This window comes from Mucilaginibacter sp. A3364 (assembly GCF_059690715.1).
Window position 1 is genome coordinate 522741 of record NZ_JCAWED010000002.1, and the last position, 19973, is coordinate 542713.

At 45.0% G+C, this 19973-nt stretch carries 6 protein-coding genes; 1 reads left to right on the forward strand and 5 read right to left on the reverse strand.

All coding sequences use genetic code 11. From position 1 onward, the window contains the following. Positions 1 to 23: 23 nt before the first annotated feature. Complete coding sequence (locus tag AC59JT_RS14815) at positions 24 to 1676, reverse strand: GAF domain-containing sensor histidine kinase (RefSeq protein WP_497400271.1); 1653 nt, start codon at positions 1674 to 1676, stop codon at positions 24 to 26. A 327-nt stretch (positions 1677 to 2003) separates the two neighbouring features. Between AC59JT_RS14815 and AC59JT_RS14820 the strand changes: the two genes are divergently transcribed. After that, entirely contained in the window at positions 2004 to 3443 is a 1440-nt protein-coding gene (locus tag AC59JT_RS14820; RefSeq protein ID WP_497400273.1) for an autotransporter outer membrane beta-barrel domain-containing protein, read from the forward strand. 548 nt (positions 3444 to 3991) lie between these two features. Here the strand turns inward: AC59JT_RS14820 and AC59JT_RS14825 are convergent. The 4 genes from AC59JT_RS14825 to AC59JT_RS14840 are packed head-to-tail and all read right to left on the reverse strand — an operon-like array spanning position 3992 to position 19940. Next, positions 3992 to 4276, reverse strand: coding sequence for a hypothetical protein (locus AC59JT_RS14825; RefSeq protein ID WP_497400275.1), 285 nt, complete (start codon positions 4274 to 4276; stop codon positions 3992 to 3994). 2 nt (positions 4277 to 4278) lie between these two features. After that, a complete protein-coding gene (locus tag AC59JT_RS14830) occupies positions 4279 to 12600 on the reverse strand; it encodes an RHS repeat domain-containing protein (RefSeq protein ID WP_497400277.1) in 8322 nt (2773 codons plus the stop codon). A 21-nt stretch (positions 12601 to 12621) separates the two neighbouring features. Next, a complete protein-coding gene (locus tag AC59JT_RS14835; RefSeq protein WP_497400279.1) occupies positions 12622 to 13419 on the reverse strand; it encodes a hypothetical protein in 798 nt (265 codons plus the stop codon). Continuing rightward, positions 13416 to 19940, reverse strand: a complete 6525-nt coding sequence (locus tag AC59JT_RS14840; RefSeq protein ID WP_497400281.1) for a hypothetical protein — start codon at positions 19938 to 19940, stop codon at positions 13416 to 13418. The genes AC59JT_RS14835 and AC59JT_RS14840 overlap by 4 nt, the downstream gene beginning before the upstream one ends. Positions 19941 to 19973 lie beyond the last annotated feature (33 nt).

Here is a 19973-nt window from a genome sequence, read left to right on the forward strand (position 1 = left end):
GTTGTTGTGAAAAAATTACCTGCTTAAGCAACAGGCAAGCTGAAACTAAAGGTGGCACCCTCGCCTAAAACCCCATCGGCACTTACTGCACCGCCATGGCGCTCTATCACTTTCTTCACGATGCTCAGGCCAATACCGGTTCCTTCAAAATCACGATCGGTATGCAGGCGCGAAAATATTTTGAACAGCTTATCCTTATGTTTCTCATCAAACCCGGCACCATTATCTTTTACAGAATAGGTGGTACTGCCCTCAGTAGTTTCAGAGCTTACTACGATCTTTCTTTCGGCTTTGTTGCGCGAATATTTTAAAGCATTAGATATAAAGTTGGTTACCACCTGGATGATCATAGCCTGATCGCCAACTGATGGTGCCAGTTCGCCCAGTTCAAAAATTACGTTGTTGCCGGCCGGTTCCTGTTTTACCAATTCATCAAATACACTTTTAAATATGGCTTTCATGTCCAATATTGTATTGGTTTTTTCGGCCCGGCTTAGTTTGGAGAATGATAGAATATCATCAATAAGCATACCCATACGTAAGGCATTGCTAACAATGGTTTGTAGGGTTTCCTGTCCCTCTTCATCCAACTTATCGGCATAATCTTCCAGCATAATATTGCTAAAGCCGGCAATGGCGCGTAATGGCGCGCGCAAGTCATGACTAACAGAATAAGAGAATGCCTCCAACTCTTCGTTGGCACGCGTCAACGCGGCTGTACGCTCCTCTACCAATTTTTCCAAATGGTTTTTATGATCTAATATCTCGGCCCTGATGCGCCTGTTCTCGATAGCCAGGTTGGCAAAACGAGCGCCGTAGGCAATTCTTTCCAGATCGAGTTTTTTCGGTGTACGCGGTTCGCGATGGTAAATGGCGAAGGTACCCACCATATCGCCCGTGCCCGATAAAATGGGCTGCGACCAGCATGATTGTACGCCTGCTTTAAAAGCCAATTCCTTAAACGGAGCCCAATAAGGGTGCGTACCAATATCATCAACCGTTACCAGTTGTTTTGAGAAGGCCGCAGTACCGCACGAACCCACGCCAGCGCCCACACTTATACCATCAATAGCTTCGTTATAAAAATCGGGCATGCCCGGGCCTACGCCCGAACCTAAAGTGTTGGTTTCTTTATCGTATAATAAAATGGTACAAATAGAAGTAGCATCTTCCTCTTCTATCGACCGTACAATAGAGTGCATGACAACAGAAATATCTGCATCACCCGCTAGTTGTTCCAGTATTTTAGCGCGGTTACGTTCGCGTATGCGCAGCAGGTTACGTTCGGTTACATCTTTTATGGTACACTCATAAAAAGTGTCGCCGTTTTTATCAAAGCTGCGGTAGTTTATTTCAACCGGGAAGGTTGTGCCATCCTTTTTCCTGAAATCACGCTGCAGTATCAACGAGCTTTCTTTCAGGAAACTTGCCCAGTCTTTTTGTGTGGTAATAATTTCAAGGCCTACTTCCAGCTCCGCAATGTTCATGCGAAGCAATTCTTCTTTAGTATAGCCCAAAACCCGGCTGGCTTCCTGGTTGGCATCAATTAAACGCCCCTGGTCGTCATGCACCAGTATACTGTCTGAGTTTCCATCAAAATAGGCTGCATATTGTTCGTGGCCCTGCTGCAAAATTTCATCTGCAGCGAGGGTAGATCGGCTGTCATGTGTTTTCATATTTGGGGGTAAACTTGTTGAGTACTAAGATACAACACATCAAATCTGAACCTAAATTTAACTAACAACCAGCGGTTGTTTTGCTTAATGGTTAAATCAGGCATCTTAAAGCCGGCAGCACCGCCGCTTTGTTAAGCATAGGTTTAGTACTTGTTAAACTATTTTAAAGACAGAATTTTATTTTATTGTTAGCAGAAATTATACGAAAAAAGAATTATATTTAACGTGTAGCCACGGCTTATATACTACCTTGTAGTTGCCAATGGCTGCCATTGCTATACATGCGCATGTTGCGTATTTATAAAATGAATTAACTAAACCCTTATCATGAAAAAAATTTACACAACCCTGGTTGCAGTATTTGCAATTGCTCAATTTTCGTATGGCCAGTTTAGTACTACGGGCCACAAAACAACCACAACCGATACGGTAGGCATTGGAACTACATCTCCGACTGCCCTATTACATGTAAATGGTGAGATACATGGAAATACGGTAGGTTCATATGGCAAAATAGTTATTGGAAAAAACGTAAACCAGCCCACCGGTTACCGCTATTTATTGCTGGCCAAGTCAGGTAATGACGGAGGATCAGGCTATGGCAATATTGTAGGCAAACGTTCAAACGCTTCGGGTGCAGGCTCTAACTCGGCCAATTTTTATTTTAACATCCGAGGTGTAAACAGCGGCGGGTCCAGAGTTCATTGGGAGGCTGATATGGGGCCTGATGGCGCAGCCAAAACGGTTAGCTTAGTTACATTGACCTATAACGACGGTACGGGTGCAGCAACATGGTACGCTATTGATGCCGTTAATACTGGTGCATCTACTTTAACTTTTCAAACTGCAACCTTTACCGGCGCAATTGGAAGTCTGGCACTCAAATGGCTTGCTGACACCTCGGTAACCAATGTTGCCGTAAAGCCGTCCACCGCATTTAAAAACATTGGCGGCTGGGTGGGCATACACGAAAACGGTAACGTATCAATAGGAAGTACGGCAGACCCGGGCAGAAGGTTAAGTGAAACCGTAACAGATGCCACAATAAGTACTGTAACTTATGCGCAAAGGCACAATCACCTTACTACAGGTACACCCATAGTGGGTTTTGGCGTGGGCGAAGAGTATGCGGCGCAAAATGCTTCGGGGACCAACCGGTCATTAGGGGCACATGATTTTGCATATACGGATGTTGTTAACGGCACGGAAGATGCGCAGTATTCGCTAAGGTTACGCAAAGATGGGGTTATGACAAGTGCCCTGGTAGTGAACTCCTTAGGCCAGATCACTACCGGCACCTGGAGTGCCAGCACCATAGCCGTAAATAAAGGCGGCACAGGTACAACCACGTCAACCGGTACCGGGAGCGTAGTACTCTCCGCTTCGCCGGTGTTTACCGGGAAAATAGGCATAGGCACCGCATCTGCCGATGAAGCTTTAACAGTAAAAGGTAAAGTGCATGCCGAAGCTGTAAAGGTTGATGCAGCCATCCCCATCCCCGATTATGTATTTGAACCCGATTATAACCTAACCCCACTAACCGAGGTAGCTACCTACGTTGACAAAAACCACCACTTACCCGAAATACCCTCGGCCAAACAAATAGCTAAAGAAGGCCTTGACCTGGGTGATATGAACCTTAAGCTACTTAAGAAGGTAGAAGAGCTAACCCTATACCTGATAGACCAAAACAAAAAGCTAACCGAGCAGGAGAAAATAAACAAAGCTTTGCAACAGCAGATTGATGAGTTGAAGAAGGGGAAATAGGGCGATGGAATTGCATGAAACTGCGCCGGGTGCGCCACTTTAAAAGTGGCGCACTTGGCGCAGTTGTTTTTGGCTAAGTTATTGACTATTTGGCATTTGCGCAAAAAAGCGGCGCACCCTGGCGCAGACTTATTCGTCAGGATTTTTCAGGTTCAGATTAAGATAAATAGCTGGTAATCAGGATGAAGAAAATCGGAAAATTTACGGTAAAAGTGGCTCACTTTTGGCGCTGACCCGTCCTAAAAAAGTTTACATTTCTGGTGCGAGTATGCAGCGACGGCCAAAAGCGTGGTGTACTCGCGACTTTAATTAGCAAATCAAAGGATCTACTAATGTTATTTCCATCAGGCCCGGCAAGTCGTAATAGTTACGTGCGCTACTGTATAAATAGTCTTCGGGGGTTTCTACTATACCTAACATAACAGGATTATTATGAATGTAATCCAGTTTTTGATGAAGTATTTTAGGGTCAAATAAGAGTACACAGTCGCACAGGCCGTCGCTGCATACTCGCGCCAGATTGAGGGGAATACCCGCACAAAATTAAATTACATTGGCTTTAAATAATTAAAAAAACCGACTCTCCAAGACTTGTAAATAGCGGCTTCCATATTTTCTTTAGTTACGTCAAGAACAACTATCAAATTTGGAATAGCTATATAAATTTCCTCTTCGATATCTTGCGCTAATCTAACTGGATCATAAAAGCACATCTTATATTTTAACGAATTAGGTAACGTTACGTAAACATGTTCACAGTAACCTTTCATCCTTATAATCTCTTCGTAAACATAAATATCAAATCCATACTCTACAATTAGGTTAGGCTCCATTTTTATTCAACTTTCTTTACTTTTATTTGGTTTAAAAGTTTTTGGAAATCATCTTTGGACATTTCGTGTTTTGGAACAATTTCAAAATGATCCGCATCCTTTCCTCTTTGTATGATCGACAACTCGTCAGGAATACTCTCAATTTGATAAGCTCCACCAAAACTAGACATTTTCTCGGGATTTGTATGAAGGGAAAGACCATGTGTAGGTTTAACCATACCATTTTCGGGATTAATTTTAATCTCCATGTCTCTAAGTTTAAAAGTATTTCCGCCTCTATATACAAGTTTAGCCTCTTTATTCACAAACACAGTAATCTTTGCTTCAGTTTTAGCCGCAGATGCCACTTCGGCTAAAACTTTGAGTTCACCGGTCGCGACTATACCTTCTGACGATAACTTCGCCCCTCTAGCTTCAGGAGCAAGCAATAATACCCCATATTTTGCCACAAACATACCTGCAGCATATGCCCCTTCTTGTTCATCTCTAAGAAATGTAGAGCCGACTAGGGCTGCATCAATTACTGCCCGTATTGCTTCTTTTCTAATCGCTTTTGAAAGGGATTTGTCTATGCTCGAAAGCAATTTAATCGGATCTTTCATGGCTTGACTCGCCATTTCATCAAGTTTTTGTTGCCCTTCTTTACTTGAAAGCAATTCAATCACCGCTGCTGCATCATTAGCCTGTTGATTCAAGCCATTCTGAATCCCCTTAATAAATAATACCAAATTATCATCCTGGCGACTAGGTTTAGCTGGTTCAAGACCATCTGCATCTATAAAAGCAATAGGATTGTCTCCTCCAAACTGATATGGCGTTAAATTAGGAAGTTCTCTACTTATCGGATCCACGCTCAAAAACCTCGCAATCCTCGGATCATATATCCGCATACCATAATCCTGCTGGTTGCCGGTGCCTTTTACATCATTATCATTTTCCTTACCATTAAAGCCATAGCGATATACCTTATCAGCCGTATAACTTCTATCGGTTATCAAGCTACCAAAAGCGTAATAATCATTAGCGGTGCTAACATCAGGTTTATAGTAAGCTACGGTGGTATCGCCGGGGGCCGCTTGTTGCGTGCGCCTGTCGGTAATGGTGGCCAGTACGTTACCCAGGTGGTTGCTTAGCTCGTATTGCTTGCGGCCCAGGGTGTCCCATGTAACGCGGCTGCTGTCGGTGCCTACGCGTATGTTTGGCGTCCATAAACCCAGGCGACTGCTGCCGTACAGGTGTTGCTCGCGCCAGTTGCTGGCGCCGCCTTTGTTATCATATACGGCCAGGGTGTTGCCCTGCGCGTCGCGCACGTAGTAGGTGTTTACACCGCCAAAGCGTTTTTTGGTGCGCTGTTGTGCGCTGTTGTAATCATACTTAAGCGAGCCTGTTTTCGTTATGCCTCTTATTTTGCCGTAAACGTTCCAATCAACATTGGTAATGCCGGCCTGGGTATCTTTTATCAGGTTGCCAATGGCATCATAGGTATAGTTATTGGCACTTTGGTTTGTGCCCATCTGGCTTACGCCGCTGTTGCCGGCTACATAATTTAGGCGGTTGTTTAGCAGCCTGCCGCCGCTTTTGTTGTAGTTGTAGGTAAACTGGTCGGAAACCGGGCTTGTGCCCGCGCCGTAGCGTACCGCGGTTTTAATGTTACCGTTACCATCATAACTAAACACCTCGCCATTAGCCAGCGGACTGGCAGAATCATACCCCACAAAGTTGGAGCTGATGAGACGGTTTAGCTGGTCGTAGCTGTAAATACGGTCGGCATAGTGTGCGGTCAGCTGTGGTATGTTTAAGCTGCTGGCGGTAATATTGCCATTGTACAACTCACGTATCACATTGGTTGATGCCAGTGTAGTTTCAAACGGCTGCGAGCCGCGTACAGGAGCATAGTCAAGCCTTGTGCTGTTGCCGTAGTAGTGCAGGCTATAACCAAAGGCATCAGTAGGTATGGTAGTTTGGCTGATTGCATCGCCGCCCATGTCTGCGCTTCCTGTATTAGCTATGCCGTTAACACCTTTTAGCCAACCTTGTAGGGTGTAGGCATAGTCAATACCCTGTACTTTGCCATACAGGTCGCCCAGCTCTACGCGGGCCAGCGGGCCGTGCAGGTAGTAGGCGTAATGTGCATCAAGCTTGCGGTTATATTTTAATAGTTCGCTGCCGGTGTTGGTGTTAACCATGGCTTTGGTGCCGCTCCAGGCGTCAATCAGGCGGTTTTCGGCATCGTAGCTATAGCGGTAGTAAAACCGGTCGGGCTGGCCATCCTGGTAGCGTACAAAGTTTACCTTACCGCTTACCAGGTCGTACTCGTAATCAACGCGCTTGGTGCCCAGGCTATCCACCTGTTGCCATAGGGTTTTTACGTTCCCCGCCAGGTCATAATCATAATAAGTGGCCTGGCGCACAGCTACGCCAACGGTATCGGTATAGGTAGTGGCCGATACACGCTTGCGCAGGTTGTTTTGCGGCAGCGTAGTTTGTACCCCGCTCACCGCTGCCGGCGCGCCATCATAATAAGTAGTGGTTATCTGGCTGTTAGCCGGTTGCGCTTTGAATGATGTTATCGTGGCGTCGGCCAAATAATCGGGCGAGCCAAGGCTTACCGCGGTTTGCTTTTTCTGGCCCACCTGTGTAATGCGGCCCAAATCATCATACAAGGTATAACTGTAGTTATTAACCGTAGTCTGCTTATCATTTTGCGATATGTTGAGTCTGCTTAGTATGTCATACCAAAACTTATTGGTACCACCATCGGGCGAGTATTGTTTTACAACCTGGTTGGTAGCATTGTAGGCGTAAACCGTACGTAATACGTGCGCCGGGTAAATTTTAAATATGCGGCTTTCTACGGTGCTACCCGCTGCAATTGTTGTACTATCGCCGGCTGTTGGCACGTTAAAGCGGAACCAGGTCATGCCGCTATTGTTTGACGGCAACAAGCAGGTGTTGGCGGCGTTAGCAGCAATTTCGCCGGATGTAAGCAGGCGGTTATAAGTACGTAAATGTTTAAGCGTAGCAATATTATCCGGATACACCACCGGTGTGCCGCCTGTTACCGTCCAGGCGCAATCGCAAGTTTGCGGAGCGGTTGCCGCGGTTAGCTGCGTACCATTTAAATATACCTGCATACTGCGCGATGTAAGCGTATCGCCCTGTATTACCAGGTGTGCCCAGGCATTTATTGGTATGCTGCCGGCATTGGCTGCAAAGTGATTTGACAGGGTAAAAGTAACACCACCTGTGTATGGGGTTAAACTAAATACGTCAACATTTACTTTACCATTGCTAACACATAGCTGGAACAGGTATTTACCATCAGATGTTTTTTGTATAACCTGGCTTGGGGTGCTGTTTGAATTAAACAGCCAAAACTCCATTGCCCTGTTGGTGGTTGACGATAATACATTTGATACCGTATCAAAAGCCCTGGTTTTATTATTTGCAATTATGGACGATAGGTAAGCGTTGAAATCAGCTTCGCAGTTTATACCTGCCACATCATAATTACGGGCTTCGTCAATAGCATCAAATTTTGATTTGTCGATCAGCGTAACACCCTCGGGCGGTATGGTGGCCAGCAGGTTATCGGCCTGGTCATAATAATACAAGGTGTAATGATACAACTGCTGCTTGGTGGTAATCATGGCGCTTGGGTTGGCTTGTTTACACACATCGACATAACTTATGCGGAAAGCTTTGCGGGCAGCTTCAATATAAAGTGTATACTCCTCGTGGCCCTTATTAATGGCTTGGGTAACCACGCTTTTTATGTCGGCATAACGGTCAACATTTGCAGGTCCTGCGGCATACCTGTTGCATAATATGGCTGATGTATCGGTAACTATCAGTTTTTCATAGGCCCTATAATCTTCATAAACCAATGCAAAACCAAAGCGGTGATTCATGAAGGTAGCCAGGATGGTGCGGTAATTAATACCAGCCGTATCAAGCGGCGTCGCGAAATTTGAATTCAGCGCACTTAGCGCTGTTACGTAATCTGTGCGTTTGATAGTTCCTTTTGATCCCGGATCAAGAAACACGGGCAGGCTTACATCCTTAGCCAGTAAAAACTTACAGTTTCCGCAGGCATTTTGCAGGTCGGTAACATTATCTGCGGTGAGGGTCATGGCCTCGCCGTAAGTGGATACCAAATAGTTATACAGCGTCATGCTTGCAGCAGAAGCTTTGGTAGAATAAGTCGCCAGTAAACTACATATGTCGACGTTGGCCTTGCTAACAGACCTTGGCGCGGCCTGTACCGGCGTGCTATACGGATAAGGCGACTCGATAAGCCATGGATTGAAAAACGGCGTAAAGTCTGTTATACCAATAACGCCTTTTATAGCAGCACCAAAACTCATATAATCCAGGCCGGTGGGCGGCGATGGATGACCGGCCAGGTCGCTTACGCCGTTAATACGTTTGGCATCGGCACCGGCCCTGCTTAGTTCAATAAATTTTGCTTTTAAAGTATCCTTCAACTGCTGACGCACTACAGGGTCGCTAATGCTTCTGAAACCCGAATCAAGCGCCATTATCCACTGGTCGGCCTCGCTGGTAGAAAGTGAGTCGGTGTAAGAGTGTGTTTGGGCATCAATGTCGGCTATCAGAGCGTCTTTTTCTTCGTTGCTCATGCTGCCGTCCGAGCCCGCGGTCAAAGAGGAAGGTAAAGTGTATTTAGGGAACCGCGATTTTTTGGACGCGTAAGCATTGCACGGCGATTCTGCATAGGTATATATGTAGCCGGGGTGATTTATATATGACCCTATGCACTCTATTGCCCTGTTGGGCAGGTAAGGAGGTACTAAATTAGGAAGTGTGTAGCCTGGATTTATGACAGCGTTGTCTAACTCAAGGACACAATGAAAATACATGGGGTCTGTTCCGCACGCATTTTCAATATCTTGTTCCCCGGTTATATGAGTGTAGTGGAAAGAAGTTTCGCCATATATTACAGTATCTCTATACGTACCCGTAAGATCCCTAAAATAGCGTAGTTTCACACGTACGGTTTTAGGCGGAGTGATTCTGGTTCCGGTATTATCTACAAAGAAAATGTCGGTTCTATATGACGCACAGTTGGAACCTACAATCGATGATGAATTTTCATTAACGACTAAAATTACATTGGTTATAACCGTACTATCTACAACAACCGGAGCCACCGGTACACCAATCGGGCATGAACCAATGCAAGTTGCATCTCCTACCTTCTCAAAATAAGTTTTCTTTAGGTTGAGATACATATCGCGGTAAGTGGTCCACTCGCGGTCAATCACCCGGCATGAAGGATCAGGAGTGCAATAATCCCAGTTATTAGGGTTTGAAGAGGTATTGGTAGTAGTACCCGCGGTATCGGCACAATACAATAAAAAATCAGTAAAAGCGGTAAGGCCTTTTACGGCAGCACCAACGGGTGCTTTTACTATATTGGTCGAGTAATTCAGCAAGTCATTTTGCATGGCGGTTTTATAGGCAGCGCCCGTCGCCCCTGTTTTAAAGAAGGGGTCGGCGCTTAATAACCAGTCACCCGCGTTGCTTGAGCTATATGACATTGCCGATGCACCCGGAATGGTATGTATATCGGCAGCCAGATCAGTTTGCTCAACTTGTGCATCCCAATTGCCCGAGGTGCTGTTATTCATACAAAACTGCAGCTTGCAATACTCGGGGTGATACTTTAAAAAGCGGGTTGCCCATTCGGGTTTCCAGTATTTTATCACCTTGTCCAAAGTAAAGTCGGGGGCGTAGGCTGATGTTATGGTACCATCGTCCTGGGTTATCAATTGGCTTTTATAGGTAACGTTTGAGGTATCGGAAATAGTTGGGAACTCTGCCAGCCAGTTCTCTATTTTCAATACGTTTATGGCTGGCTCTAATGGTACTCCGCTACTGTTAAACAAAGCGTACTGCCCGCCGGGCGAAACGTCATCAGATAATAAACGCTCGATAGAAACACAAGGTTGATAATCGCAATGTGCCCTTGCCGAGTCGCACCGTGTTTTTAAGGCGGTGTATAAGCTATCGGCCCAATTTTTAAATTGTATGCCGCCGGTAGCTCCGGTGTCGATACTAAGCGTTTTAAATTTATCGGTTAATGCTTTAGTAAATTCTGATTGTTGGCCGAGCAAGGTACTGCAGGTTTGGCAATCGGCGTAAAGGCCGTTCACGTCAAGCGTATCCAGGTAACGCTTTTTAATGTAGCTAAACTCCTGCTCCAGGTAGCCGCTTAGCTTGCTTTGGGCAACAAAGTTGTCGGTATAATCATTAACTACCTTTTCATCAAAAGCCAGTTCTACTTTAATGTAGTATTCGCCAAGCTTGGCAAAGTTAGGTATGGTAACTAAGGTTTGATGATAAGCTACAGTATCGCCGGGGTTAGATGTTTTCGAACCAATTTGAATGGTGTCTGTTATCGGCAGCAAGTCTACACCGCAGTCGTCTGTTATCCGCACCGTCATGTTATAAAAACAGTTGCTGCAAACCTGGAAAGCGCCGCCCGGATAGTAATTAATTAATTTTTTTACATCGATAGTTATTGGCGCCTCGCCTATTACCGATGCCAGGTAGGTTGTTGTAGCGGTAAGCTTCAGTTCGGTAGCGTCAAAAGCAAACTGCGAAGGTTGCAATACCTTAACGTTTTGATAGGTTTTTGACCCAGGTGCCACCAACGAGTCAAGGTTAGCAGGCGACTTGCCGGTTAACGCGGTAGCAATGGTTTTACCACTAGAGTTAAGATAGCTTATACTGGCTTGCCCGTTAGGATCGATCACCATGTTTTTCATGTATCGCTCTGCAAAACCCACGTCGTTACCAAATAATTGATTAAGCTCCCACTGTTCGGGCTTACCGTAATAGTATTTTGTAGTATGGCTAAGACTGGTAGAATCTCCGGCTCCCGGCTGAAAAACGGGGCCTACACCACCTTGTATTTTTATTCGGCCGGTATTATCGGCTGTATACTGGGTAACAGATAATGGGTAACCCCCGGCATTCGGAATAAAATTATTGTAGGGCTTATCATTCAAAAACTGGTTTTGATTTGAATAATATCTTGAAGCGCCCGAACTAGTTTTAAGCGGCTGTGGCAGGGGTTCACAGGCACTGGCATCCAGGCCCGTTATGTTTTTGTAATTATAGGCCAATTCCGATGAATCAACATTAAACTTCGGAATGTAATGTAAGTACGGTTTGGCCGGAGAGTAATAAGGGGCGGGTAAAATACTGGCTACCGGCCTGCCAAATTGGTCGTATACATTTTCCTGGGCAACGGCAACATTGTCAGTATTATTTATAGTAACTGTTTGCCGGCCGCGCAAGGTTCCGTCAAAATAACTTATCACTTCCTTCTTCTTACCATCTTCGGCAAACGAGGCTGAGTACTGCCAGTTCAAATTTTGATGGTGCCAGTGCCCTATCGGCAGCATGGCAAATCCGGCGGCTTTTAGTTTATAATCCCAGTTACCGGTTTTCCGGATACCACTATCTGCATACTGCACCTGCCTTATCCGCAACAACATATACGGATCGGTAGCTATAGCCTCAATAACATAACTATTGGCCGATGTGGTAATACGGCTGGCATTATTTCTGAAAGCTTTCTCTAACATAGCCTGGTATGCTGCCGAGTCTGTTACGGCGGAGGTAAGTGCGCTGTAATAAGGGTTTCCGTTGTTGATGGTAGTCCATTCCAGGTCAAACTCCTCGGCGCCGTTAACAGGCGTCCAGGTGGTATTTATAAGGGTGCTATCGTTAGTATAGGTATATTCGGTATACAGGCGGCTTGTTGGCGAAAAAAGATAGGTACGATCAATAATAACATCAGCCCTCAGCTCAACCATCGACCCTGCAGGCGCGGCGGTACCATTCATTGCCAAAACGCTATCAACAGTAACCTCTACACGGTAAGCGCCTGTAAACTCATAGCTATCCATGTTTTTATAGGTACTGTGCGCAACGGGATCATAGCTTACACGCAGGTACTTACTTTCAACAATAGGGGCGTTAGTTATCGTATCGGCAGACCAATACCTTTTTACTTTTAATTTTACCCTGTAATCAAAGGCATAGTTGATCAGCGTATCATCCGAAACACGTAAAGTAACCGCATTTTTAACTGACTTGTTGGTAATATTAGCCCAGTTAACCAGGGGGTTTAAATACTTAACATCAGTTACAGAAAACTTACTGTGCCCCGGGTTAAAAGGCCCTTTAAGCGTGGTGCTATAAGGGTCAATACCTGCAAAACTTTTTACAGACGTTAACAGCAATATAATACTGCTCAATATCAGCAACCGGACTTTTGTAACACTACGCATATTTATATACATCAATAAATATTATCTTACTATGAGTTGATATTTTAAAAACTTGCCGGTTGTGCGCCAGCTGCCGCCTTTTTTTGCTACCACGTTGCTACTGGTTAAATACATAGCCAGATTGGCCTTATCGTCAAAGCGGTTAACCTTTACATCAAGTACTTTTTCTTTATCTTTTCTTTCGGGTTCATCAATATTGGTAAGCCTTACGTACAGCCGTTTCAGCTGCGACGTGGCCGGCACAAACGATATCGAATACTGTTTGCAGGTAATATGCCGTTCGTTTAAAAAGGTGATGGTTTGCTGGCCGTTTACGGTGGCACTACTCATGGTATAATCTTCAGCTTTCAGATTTTCGGCCATTTTGGTGAAACTGCTTAGCGGCACCTGCGGGTTGATCATTTCTTTTTGCTCGGATAGCATGATAACCTTTGCCTGGTTATCAACCACCAGGTATAAGCCATTGGCATTAATGGTTTCGGTTTTACCCATTTTGTAGTAAAAACTTTTGCCTACCCTGCACATGGTGAAGCCTACATTTTGCAGCTTGCCGGCAGTATCGGCCTTATTAATCAGGTTAATGATGCCGCTTATGGTATAATTTTTCTGGCTTAACTGCTCATACTTTTTATTGACAGCCATAAAGCGGCTCAGTAATTTTTGATCATAAGCCTGGACCTTACGCACGGTATCGGTAGTAAGCACCCGTACAGGTTGCTTTTTAACCGGCGCCGGTTGCCATGCGCGCGCGGCCAGCGCAACTGTTGCCAGCAACAGCGTTATGCCTACGGTTTTATAAATGTGGCGTTGCTGTATCATGGCGTTGTTGTTTTTTTGTAAGATGATCTGCTTTCCTTAATGGTCATGATACCGCGTTCGGTTTCTTTTTTAACCCGTATCAGTAAGCCCTCATCATCATATTCATAAAATGTAGCGAAACCATTTTCATCCAGCTCGGCCATCAGGCGCATTGTTTTGTCATCGTAGGCATAGGTTTTCATATGCGCCGCGGCAGGGTGTATGCGGATGTCGTCAATGTAAATGGTAGCGCCGCTGTTTGGAGTAATGGTAATAACCTGGTTACCACTTGCTCCGGTGGTAAATTTGCCTTCTACCAGTTTCCAACCTTCTACTATTGCTTTGCAGGTAAGCGGTATGGTGGTGCCATTAAGTTTCAATGCCACCAGGTTGGCATTTTTCTTAGTAACGCTGTCGTCCTTTATCCAGGCGTTGAAAATGTATGGGCTGCTTGGTTTGGGTTCGAAGCCGTTAGGGTACAAGCCGTTATCTCCCTTGGTTACATATTGTTTATCAGCATCCAGATTTAAATAAGTGTTACCTGATTTGTGTGTTGCAGAGTGTGCAATGGTCAATAGCTTAATACCATCAGCAGGTAGTTTAACGCTATAGTTGCCGCTATGAGATTGTGTCGTATCTATCAATAATTTGATATTTTGCTTGGTAGATGGCCTTACAAACTCTCTTACGTTCACTGTATCTACAGCTGTAGATGTACCCGGCACAAAGCGGGCATCTTCAAGGCTTGCAGTATAGATCTCACGGTTCATCGCATTTGATGCTACCGCCGAAGGCAACTCACCGTTAAAATCAAACTTGGCCGCGCTGTACCTGTTCAGGGCATCCTTATTCTCCAATTGCTGGCCGTATCTATCGTATTGTGTTACGGTATTAGCTGTTATCCATTTATTACCGTTAGGGTTAACGGCCCATGCTGTGCTGTTGTAATCCCAGTACGAGTAGAAACCGTCTATGTAGCCGGCATTTTTTATATCTAATGATGTTCGGTTTGCAGCAAACAAGTCGACGTACTTGCGGTTTTTCTGGTAAACTTTAGTTTGGTATTGGCGCCAACTACCTACGTAGCCAGAGATGTAGGGGTTGGATACTGTAGCTAAAAAAACTTTAAAGTCAATCGGATTACACGCGTCAATCGGAATTCCAAATGGATTAGTGAAGCGATATCGCGTAGGAGAACCGTTATACGACTGAAAAGTACGAACATTACTTATGTTTTTAAGATTATTAGCACTGAAAATAACGTTAATGCCCATCCCTGTTGTGTCTTTACTAAGCAATTGGGCTTTTGTATTGTCATATATTTCTAATCCAATATATTTAGGTTGTCCTGAAAGTTCATAAAATTCTACTGACAATCTATGCTTCCCTGCGGTCAAATAGCCTTTCGGGTGATTAATAACTAAGTTCCACGCTGAGAAAGTACTTGAATTATTATATATTGTACCAACCCACGAATTTCCATCTATCTTGACGAAGCATCCAGATGTTCCAATATTATATTGTTTAGTTTCAGGCACCGTTATACAAGTATCGAATCCCCCTCCCCAAAAACTTCCTGTTGAGGTTTTAGTATAAGAAACTAATGAATTTGCTCGTTGACTAAATGATTTAAAATAAGAGGAATCTAATGCTACATGGCCCCCTGTGCTATCATGTAAAAACGCGAGCCGTCCTGAAGATTGCGACAAACTTAAACCGTTAAAATCCAATCCTAAATCATTGTCTACTACGGCGTTATTGTAGTATTTCGGCACTTCCTTCTCCACCGCCCACTCCTCATCAAACGTAGTAACCGATGCATTAATAACCTTTAAAGCCGTCAAATCATCACCTTTGGTAATGCGTAATTTGGTTACCCCGCTTTCGGTTATAAACGGGTTGTTTAGGCACACTATGCTGCTGGTGGTTGCTGTTAGCATATTACGATTACCTGAACGAAGAACTTTTACCAGCAATGGCGGAAAACTCGTCATCAGTGTACCATCGCGCTTAATCAGCTTTTTGGTATTGCCGCCGCCGGAGTACGCGGCGTTGTTTATTACCCAAAACCGATCTGCCGTCAACGTTAGGCCGTTGAGATAAACCGCCAATACCTCATCACCTGCTTGTAAGTGGTCGCTGTATTTATTAAGCTCGCCGTGGCTGTTGGTGCTAAATCCTGTTAACACAGTCCCCAGGTTTTTATACGCTCCACCCATGCCCTGGTAAACCCAGTAAGCCGGCATGTTTACCGAATAGATATCGCCGCCAAACTCGTTATTGGTTTTGGTTACCAGCGGTTCGCCTGTCAGGCGGCTAAAGGCTACGTTTTGCGTGGTTACAGATGAACCATTTTGCGTTTTAACGATCTTATCTACTATAGCATAGGTTTGTATCGTTTTCATGGCGCATGCCGAGCGGAATCGTTTTACATCATCGTTGCCCCCACGCGGCCAATGTGGTATAGGTAAAGGAAAAGGTATCCAGCCCATAGGTATTACATCTAAACCTATATTAACCGCGGTGCCTTTATTTTCGCTCAAATTCTCCCTAAAATCGGTAAAAAACTCAATGTCGCGGCCCAGTACTTCTTTTTTAACTACGCCTTTCTCGTCTACGGCATCTACCCGGTTATCCAGGTCGCCGTTCCTGTTTTGCTTGTAATAGTATACGGTTGATGATACTTCGCTGCCACCCTTGTTTAATATGCGCGTTGCCTTGGGTTTACCATGCATATCATTCAACTCAATACTATAACCTTGCGACAGGGTGAGGTAATCATAACTATTGGTATTTGTGATAGAAAACGAATTACGTGGATTATAATGAATCGGGTCTATAACCAGGGCAGTAACTTTAACCGGGAAGTCCCTGGCGGTATAAAACTCGTTAATCACATAACCAGTTTGGTTTGATGCTTCATGATCGGCACCCAGGTCATTAACTGTTACCTTGCTGTAGCCTACCGATGGCGATGGATATAGCGATTCGGCAAAAGGTTTCTCTAACTGGTAATAGTTGTTTATACCGCCTTTTACATTCTGGCCGTAAAGCACAGGCTGTTTCAAAGCGTTCTCATCGTTACCAATGGCAGGTTCATAGGTTGCCACACCGCTACTTATTACCTTATTCTGGCTTACGGTAGTGTAGTTATAAGCCTGGCCATACATACCGGCCACGGCTGTGTTGTCTCCGCTCATGTTTTGCCAGTCATCGGTAATGGCAATTTTTTTTACACGGGTGCCGCCGCCCAGTTTAAAGCCATCAATCTTGGTTAGTTTAACAAAACTTTTGGCCAGTTGCACCTCCGAGGCGTAACCACGACTATCGGCTTTTTTGTAAAAGTTTTGCCTAAGTTCGGCCAGGTTGCCAATAGCGTGGGCAATGGCCGAAACAGCCGCCGACAAGCCCCCACCTTCTGAAGGCCGGTTATCAAAACCCGGGTAGGCGTAACGCGGATATTCATTCTTCATGCGCTGCCAGGCTGCTATGCTTATCGGGTTGCGTTTAAGGCCCGCTTCGTCCATATCAGCAAGCCAGATCTTAGCTTTGCCCGAGCTTATGCTTACCGAATTGATTTTTGAATATACCGGCACATAGTCATAATCACGCCCGAACGAACGGCTTGCACTGGTAGACAGTTTAACATACATTTTGGTATACAGGTAGTCCGAGCCGTTTAAAAACACGTCTTTAAACCACCGCGTAGGGTCCATACTACCCGGACTTGCCGTGCCGATATCTACCTGTAAACCCTTGGCTTTATTTAACTGGTTTGTTGTATTAGTGCCGTCTAACATGGCCTCGATGGGCGCCATGGCCATGGCCCTTTTATCCTGCACGAAGGCATAATCGTTCGATTCGTAATTGAGGTTGATCTGGCCGCCCGTTGGCAGGCCAATTTTCTTTAAATGCCATAGCGCGGCATTCTGGTCGGCAGTTGATTTGTTTTGATTAGTGTATGGATAGAAATCGTTGTTAAGGCCATTGGTGTTCTCATCGCTATTTTTATACATGCCCCACCTGTCGGTTGATAGCGTGGCGTAAGTCACTTCGGCCCCCGAGTGTAGCGTTGTGGCCTTGTTGTACTCAAATGTATAAGGGTGATATTTGCCTTTATCAGTGTTTCCGTACTCAAACCAAACGCGTTTTAAAGTAAGTTTTCCGCCTTTTGCCGGGTCGGTTGTCCCGTAGTCGGCCGAGTTTGGTATGCCGCGGCAAAGTTCATAGTTGTACTGAAACTTAACTACCTTAATAGGCCGGCTCATGTCGCTTTTTGAGTAAAGCCTTATTTCTTTTAAAAGCCTTTGTTTATTGGTTGTATCCCGGCCTCCGTTTTGCCATCCGGCCACGCCTAAAGCATCGCGCCTTTCCTGTGTTATAAAGTAGGCCACTTTGGTTTTCGACTCGACAGAACTTACATACCAAATTTCTTTTGTACCATAAACAATACTGCCCTTGTCATCATCGGGGTCGGCCAGCAAACCTTTATTTAGCGTTGCACCTTCATAGGGCGTTCTCCACTTGAACAGAGCAGGCTGTTTGGTGTAGTTAAATTTTATAGCAGTACCCAGGTCATCATCGGTTATACCATTACCGGTTTTATCCATATAATCGGGCGATAAGATGGAGGTAAGTAAAAAACTGCTGGCATAGGCCGGTTTTATTTCTCGCTGATAATAGTTATCTATACCCAGGCCATTATCTACCGGGTTTGACGGGGTTGTTACCTGGTTAAGCGTACCCGGTATCAGGCTGGGATTACTACCAACAGCAAACGTAAATTCATCGTGCGAAGTGTTGTATACAGGTATACCATAAACCAAACGCTTGCCGCCATCATCGGTAACCGTCATTTCAGACAGGTGATGTGCCTGACGAACGCCGGCTGACCTTAGCAGGCTATCGGTATGAACCGGTTTATTATTTGCCGGTACGTGGAAACCTGCGTAATCATTATTAGGGTATATCCGCAGTTTTTTATCCAATGCAGCGGATGCTGCTTCGCTGGCTGTTAAATATGATATAACGGTACGGTTTAACCTATGGGTATTTTTATAGCCCCTTGCAGACGATTTGCCACCACTGCTATTAGTTCTAAATTGCGGATATGCTTTTGATTCGCCTATGGTAACAGCAACCGGTTCTCTGTTATTTACATACAAGGCGGTATCCTGATCTTCAACGCCTTTTTCGCCAACCTGTTTAAAATATACATGCTGTGCGTTAGGGTTAGTGGTTGATACGTCCTGAAAATCGCCGCCAAAAGGCAGATAATAGTTTTGTTCTGTCCATTTATACGATTCAGTATTAGTTTTTTGATCAAACAATGTTAACCCGGTATGTGCAAAAAGGCCGCCACCCAAGTCAAGGCCCAAAGTTCCAACTCGCGATTCATCTGTAGATTTATTATCGAAAAAAGCGCCCGTTCCGCCCCTGTACAGTTTAAACTGCCCGCTGCCCGACTGGCTGTTATACGACCATAGATCGGGCGTATGGATAGGTATGGCCAGGTTAGGCATTTCGGGGATAATGGGGTTATCTTTTTCCCTGATAAAATCCATCACCGCATCGGCATTGTTTTTACCACGTTCGGCATATAAAAAGCCATAGGTCGGTTTTCTTGTATCAAACTGTTTTACATCGCGCACGTTTTTATACCCGGCAAAGCCTGCGCCCACAAACCCGCCAAAAACAGCCGGGCCTAAATCAATACTAAATGTATTATAGGTTGATTTGTAAGGTACCTGTATTGCCGGTGAAATTGGCGGCGTATTGTAGCTGATACTTGAGCCAGACGAGAAAAAATCGGGCAAGTGTATTTTAGCCTTAGTGGGGTCGGCTTCCTTATCCATGTTTGAGGTTCCGCCAAAGCTTTTACTTAAACTGAGATTTTTCATGCCCGACCGCGTGTTATAACCCAACGAGGCGGTAAGGCCGGCATCAATGGTTGTATGCTCGGTGGCTTTTTGTTTTATTGATAATGAAATATAGGGCGTAGCATCAACCCCCGACTGGGTGTTTGATAATACCCCAACACCCAGGCCTGCAGTTAAATAACTATCGGTACCCCGTGAAAACGATATACCGGCATTTGCCCCAAACTCTCCGCCTATACCGGTGTAACTATCATTAAAAAGTCCTACAGACAACGAACCTTTGGTACGCCCGCCAAAAAACTCGGCTTTTACACTTATCGTACCCCCTACGGTAACTTTAGGTTTTATTTTTTGGTCGATTTCATTCACATCGCCTGAAAAATCATCCGGAACACCCCTAACCTGTCGGTTTATAGCGCCGGGTGTTAAGCTCCAACCCAGGCCTACCCAACTTGCTTCGTCATCCATACCCACGCCCGATTGATAGTTTAGGTTGATGGGGTAACCATCCACATCAAGCAGCGGGATATTATACTTAAAATCGCCTGATTGAACATCAACCATATCAGAAACGCCGGCCGGTTGAAAACCTTTAGTTTCGGGCTGCACCGGCCCCGAGGTTAGTGCATACGAAACGGATGGAGCCAAGGTATTGAACACCATTATAGTTAATAATGCCGTTGCAATTCTTTTTTT

Coding starts and splice junctions, on each gene's coding strand:
- AC59JT_RS14815 (WP_497400271.1), bottom strand. CDS start 1,676: ATGAAAACACATGACAGCCGATCTACCCTCGCTGCAGATGAAATTTTG.
- AC59JT_RS14820 (WP_497400273.1), top strand. CDS start 2,004: ATGAAAAAAATTTACACAACCCTGGTTGCAGTATTTGCAATTGCTCAA.
- AC59JT_RS14825 (WP_497400275.1), bottom strand. CDS start 4,276: ATGGAGCCTAACCTAATTGTAGAGTATGGATTTGATATTTATGTTTAC.
- AC59JT_RS14830 (WP_497400277.1), bottom strand. CDS start 12,600: ATGCGTAGTGTTACAAAAGTCCGGTTGCTGATATTGAGCAGTATTATA.
- AC59JT_RS14835 (WP_497400279.1), bottom strand. CDS start 13,419: ATGATACAGCAACGCCACATTTATAAAACCGTAGGCATAACGCTGTTG.
- AC59JT_RS14840 (WP_497400281.1), bottom strand. CDS start 19,940: ATGGTGTTCAATACCTTGGCTCCATCCGTTTCGTATGCACTAACCTCG.